This window comes from Oleiphilus sp. HI0128 (assembly GCF_001635365.1).
The window spans coordinates 1-4,754 of the sequence record NZ_LWGG01000510.1 but is presented as its reverse complement, the minus strand read 5'-3'; the positions used below and the strand labels follow the sequence as shown (position 1 = coordinate 4,754).

5 protein-coding genes are annotated in these 4,754 nt (G+C 45.9%); 1 reads left to right on the top strand and 4 read right to left on the bottom strand.

Features of this window, described 5'->3' with window-relative positions; all coding sequences use genetic code 11:
• From A3763_RS06080 to A3763_RS06065, 4 genes are all read right to left on the bottom strand, one after another.
• A partial coding sequence (locus A3763_RS06080) for a response regulator (RefSeq protein ID WP_068759945.1) occupies positions 1-872 on the bottom strand: 872 nt, incomplete at its 3' end.
• 77 nt (positions 873-949) lie between these two features.
• Positions 950-1,606, bottom strand: coding sequence for an HAD family hydrolase (locus A3763_RS06075; RefSeq protein ID WP_068509853.1), 657 nt, complete (start codon positions 1,604-1,606; stop codon positions 950-952).
• A 29-nt stretch (positions 1,607-1,635) separates the two neighbouring features.
• Positions 1,636-2,352 carry a bifunctional 2-polyprenyl-6-hydroxyphenol methylase/3-demethylubiquinol 3-O-methyltransferase UbiG gene (ubiG, locus tag A3763_RS06070; RefSeq protein WP_068506969.1) on the bottom strand — a complete coding sequence of 239 codons (717 nt, stop codon included), beginning with the start codon at positions 2,350-2,352 and terminating at the stop codon, positions 1,636-1,638.
• 46 nt (positions 2,353-2,398) lie between these two features.
• On the bottom strand, positions 2,399-3,739 hold the full coding sequence (locus A3763_RS06065; protein WP_068553105.1) for a TRZ/ATZ family hydrolase: 1,341 nt from the start codon (positions 3,737-3,739) through the stop codon (positions 2,399-2,401).
• Between the two features lie 173 nt (positions 3,740-3,912).
• Here A3763_RS06065 and A3763_RS06060 point away from each other — a divergent pair.
• Positions 3,913-4,754 (top strand): hypothetical protein (locus tag A3763_RS06060; RefSeq protein WP_156494958.1); only part of this gene is annotated, 842 nt, incomplete at its 3' end.

Sequence of the window (4,754 nt, the reverse complement as noted above, 5' to 3'; positions counted from 1 at the left end):
GTTCCTGCTTCGGCGCCAGTCTGGGTTGCTATATCTTTTATTTGCTGTAGTGCAGCAGGGGAAAGATCGGCACGACTTTCAATCAGGTCTCTAACTGCTTTGATCTCTGCAGTGATCTGGTTTTGGAACTGAACACCGGTTTGCTTAAGGCTGGCGTCGAGTACTGACTGTGAAACATGGTTGACGTTCTGATCTTGCCTTGCGCTAAGTTTACGTATTTCACTCTGATTCTCGTGAATATTTGTTTCAAGACGATGCAGCGAGCCGCTGATTGGTTGTAGCGCATCTTCGATCGCTCTGGCGATTAGTTTGGATGATACTTTTTCGATTAGTTCCTGGCTCATTTCTTCTTCCTCTTCCTCTGGGGAGCTGGTCGCAATAGGTTCTTGTTCTAATGGTTCGCTTTCAGTACTACTTAATTCAGGTAGATCACCTGTATCGAGAGTGACTGCGCTGAGTTCTTCTGGCTCGGCTGAATCGGCCGCAATATCAGGAGCAGGGCGACTGTTAAGTTCTTCGATAAGTTCAGCTAATCTATCTGGCTTTGCGGGCTTGCCTAGCATGGCGTAGGCACCGGAAGATAGCATTTCTGCTTCATACTCTGGCCCTTCCTTAGAGGTGTACATAAGGATAGGGATATGCGCTGTTTTGGGGTTTTGACTGATCTCTCGAGTGGTAGCCAAGCCGTCCATTCCGGGCATCATATGATCCATGAATATAAGATCGGGCAATGGTGAGCTTTCTAAATAGCTTAAAGCTTCTTCGCCTGATTCCACCATATTAACTTCGAGGCCGTTCTTTTGAACAAGTCGACTGAGCATTATCCGTGCGGATTTTGAATCATCGACGACCAGCGCTGTGTTGACAGCCATGCTTTCTCCTAAAAACAATGCGATATATGCTTTAAGCATAGATGATTTCAGGAAAAGTACTGCAGTTTTTGTGTGGCTTATGTAAGAAAAAGTGAAATTAGTTCAGATGGGTGTTGAATTTGGTAATCGGCTGGCCATTTTTTGGCCGATTTGTGACACTTAATATAGCCGTATAGCGCACTTACTGTAATCATTTCAGCAGCTTGACCTGCTTGAATGTCTCTTTCGTGATCGCCAGCGTAGACGATATTACCGGGCGCAAGGCCAAGTTGCTTTGCTGCTAAAAGAAGGGATTCTGGGTCAGGCTTGGATTTGCGGACATCATCGGGGCAGAGTGTCACACGGCTTCGTTTGTCTAGGTCCATACGCTGTAATAATAGATCGGTGTAGAGGCGAGGTTTGTTGGTGATAATTCCCCAGGGAATGTCTTTGTCTTCACAAAGAGTGAGAACCTCTTCCATGCCGTCAAAGAGCTTGGCATGCTTTCCTACTAGCGATTCATAGCGTTCCAATAACTCTTGTCTAAGTGATTCAAAGGGCTCGGTGCCGGGTTCGCCGCCAAAGCCGATTTTTACCAAAGCCCTTGCGCCATCGGACACAGTATTACGAATCGTGTCGGCTGGAAGCTGGTTTCGTCCGTGACTTATCAGTTGTTCATTGAGAACCTGAACAAAATCATTGGCTGTATCAACGAGTGTTCCGTCCAGGTCAAATAGTAGAGCGCTAATTGTCATTATGAATGTCGTTTATGAGGGGGTATAAGCTAATCGATTGGCTTGGTGGCATGTACCAGGTAATTGACATCGACGTCTCGCGCTAATTTGTATTCTTTTATTAATGGGTTGTAGACCATGCCGGTAATATCTTGAAAGTCCAGTTTTGCCTTGCGGATGTAACTTGTTAGCTCAGATGGCTTGATAAATTTCTTATACTCGTGCGTGCCTTTCGGTAGCATCTTTAGTAGGTGTTCGGCGCCAACAATGGCAAACATAAAAGCTTTAGGGTTACGATTGATTGTTGATAAGAATAGGTCGCCGCCAGGTTTCAGAAGCTTTGCACAAGCCGCTATAACTGAAGAAGGGTCTGGTACGTGTTCAAGCATTTCCAGGCAGGTGACGACGTCATAGGTGCCTGCTTCTTCGTCAGCAAGGGACTCTACGGTGATTTGTCGATAGTCAACTTCAACACCTGATTCAAGACCGTGTAGCCTTGCTACAGAAAGTGGGGCTTCACCCATATCAATACCCGTTACGTAGGCACCGCGCTGACATAGCCCTTCAGAGAGGATCCCACCGCCACAGCCGACGTCTACAACTTTTTTGCCGGGAAGGTGAGCGCGTTCATCAATATAGTTAAGACGAAGCGGGTTGATGTCGTGAAGCGGCTTAAACTCGCTTGATTTGTCCCACCAGCGACTAGCCAGTGCTTCGAATTTAGCGATTTCATTTGGATCGACGTTTTTTGCGGCTGTTTGGCTCATGTTTCTCTATTCGTGTGTTATAAATATTTCTAGAAGGCGTTTATTGTCAGCTTTCTGTCGACGAGCGAATTTTAGCTGCCCAGCTCTTGGCTTTAACAATAATTTCCTGCGTGTCCATATATTTTAGTTCGCCTTCTTCAAGAAGGAGTTTTCCGTTTACCCAGTTATGGCTTACTTGGTTGGACGCGACTGAGTATACAATATCTGAGATTGGATCAAAGCTCGGTTGGCTATTTAATGCATCCATTTTGATGGCAATCAAATCTGCTGCTTTGCCTATCTCTAGTGAACCAGTAATTTCTTCGATGCCTAAGGCTGCAGCGCCATTGATGGTTGCCATCTCGATTGCACTGGCTGCATCGATCGCGCTTGCGTCTTTTGCGACTGCCTTTGCAAGCAGGGCGGCGGTACGCATTTCGCCAAACATATCGAGGTCATTGTTACTGGCCGCACCATCGGTACCCAGGGCAACATTAACGCTTTCTGATATTAGCTGGGCGCTAGGGCAAAAGCCGCTTGCAAGTTTAAGGTTCGATTCGGGGCAGTGTATTACATGTACTTTGTTGCTGGCTAAGGATTCAATATCTTGTTCGTTTAGTTCTGTCATGTGTACGCATTGCAGGGCGAACTTATCTGAAATTAACCCTAAGTCGACGAGCCTTTGTATGGGGCGCTTATTGTTTTGCTTTACAGCTTCCTCTACTTCAAATGCTGTTTCATGAAGATGGATTTGAACTGGTATATCATGCTCAATTGCCAGATCTCTGATGTTTTCCAAAGGCGAGTCTGAAACGGTATAGGGTGCGTGAGGTCCGAAGCCGATCTCGACGAGATCACTGTCAGCGTAATCTATGGCAAGGCTTAAGGCTTTTTCGATATATTCTTCAGGTCCGCTGCCCCAAACGGTAGGGAAATCTAATATTGGGCAGCATAGATGGGCGCGTATGCCGTACTGCTCGGCGACTTGGGCGGATATGTTAGGGAAGAAGTACATGTCGCTAAAGCAGGTGGTTCCGCCTCTCAGCATTTCTGCTATCGCCAGTTCGGTTCCGTCACGGACAAAAGCCTCAGATACCCATTTTCCCTCGGCAGGCCAAATATGGTCGTTGAGCCATTCCATAAGCGGCAGGTCGTCAGCGAGACCACGAAACAGCGTCATTGCACTATGGCCGTGAGCGTTAACGAGCCCGGGCATTATGGCGTGCTCGTTCAGTTCATATGTGTTTTTAGCTTGATATTTGGTTTGGGCTTTAGCGCTTGCAAGTATGTCTACGATTTCGTCATCTCTAATGGCAAGGCTGTAATGCTCATAACAGGTGTTTCGTGGTCGAACAGGGATGATATAACGAGCATGGATTAGCGTATCAACTGTTTGCGCTTGTGGCATATAGGTACCCAGAGGTTTATATATGTTCAATTTTGAAAGGGTGAGTGTATACCTCTATTACTATGCTTGGCAATAAGCTGCGCGTTGAACTAGCTTCGGTAAGTGGCTAGCACAGATTAATATTGTTACTCTAAGCGTTTCCTTGGTTAGTTATTAGAGTAAGAGAAGAATTTATGAGCCAGCCTGATAAAGATGTACAGGATGATCCGCTTGATTCGAATAATCGAAAGCAAAAGCGTGTACACGCTCTAATACAATGGTGGCAGCAAGAAAAAGATAAAATTGCGCAAGGAGATGTGCTGAAATTTATGCACGAGAACAAAGAGCGTCTCGAAAAGTCCTTGGCCTCAATTTATCAAAACAACTTTGTATATAGGGTGACTAACCTGTTACTGGCTTTTGTTGCTAGTCTGGCTGGACTGGTTGATCGCCTGAAAGATGCCATTGTTAAGTTGGTTTTGAAGGTTCCTGCTCCAGAAGCGGTAAAGGGCTTGCTATTGTCTATCTTTAACGCCGTGAAGCTGCGAGGTATTGTCGATTTCTTTCGCGCCAAGATGTACTCTTTGAAAAAGGCACCTCATAATATTCGTGCTGTTCAGCTAATGGACGAGGTTGTTGCGCGTGCCAAGCGTGACGGCTTGGATATAAAGAAGCACTTTCCCGACATCGCCCGTAAATTCAACGAGCGCAAATTACAGCTGCTACAGCATTCTTTCTTTAAGGAATTTAGTAAATCTCGCATTGAGCGCATACTCGCAATGCCTTTCACCTTTAGTCGCTCAATATCACCGGTTCTACCTGATACTGCCCTGTGGCACAAGTTCTTTGTTTTTCTTGAAAACCGAAATATTGCCGACTTGATATTGGTCGGGAGTAAAGGAGAGCGGGTTTCAACGAAGCATGATAGCAAGCATGTAGTGGGTTCGTCAGAGGTGGTTCGAACCTTGTATCAGGCTTCAGTGCTTAAGGCGTCAGGGCGAAGGGTTTTTATTGTTGGTAATCACGAAGGTTATAT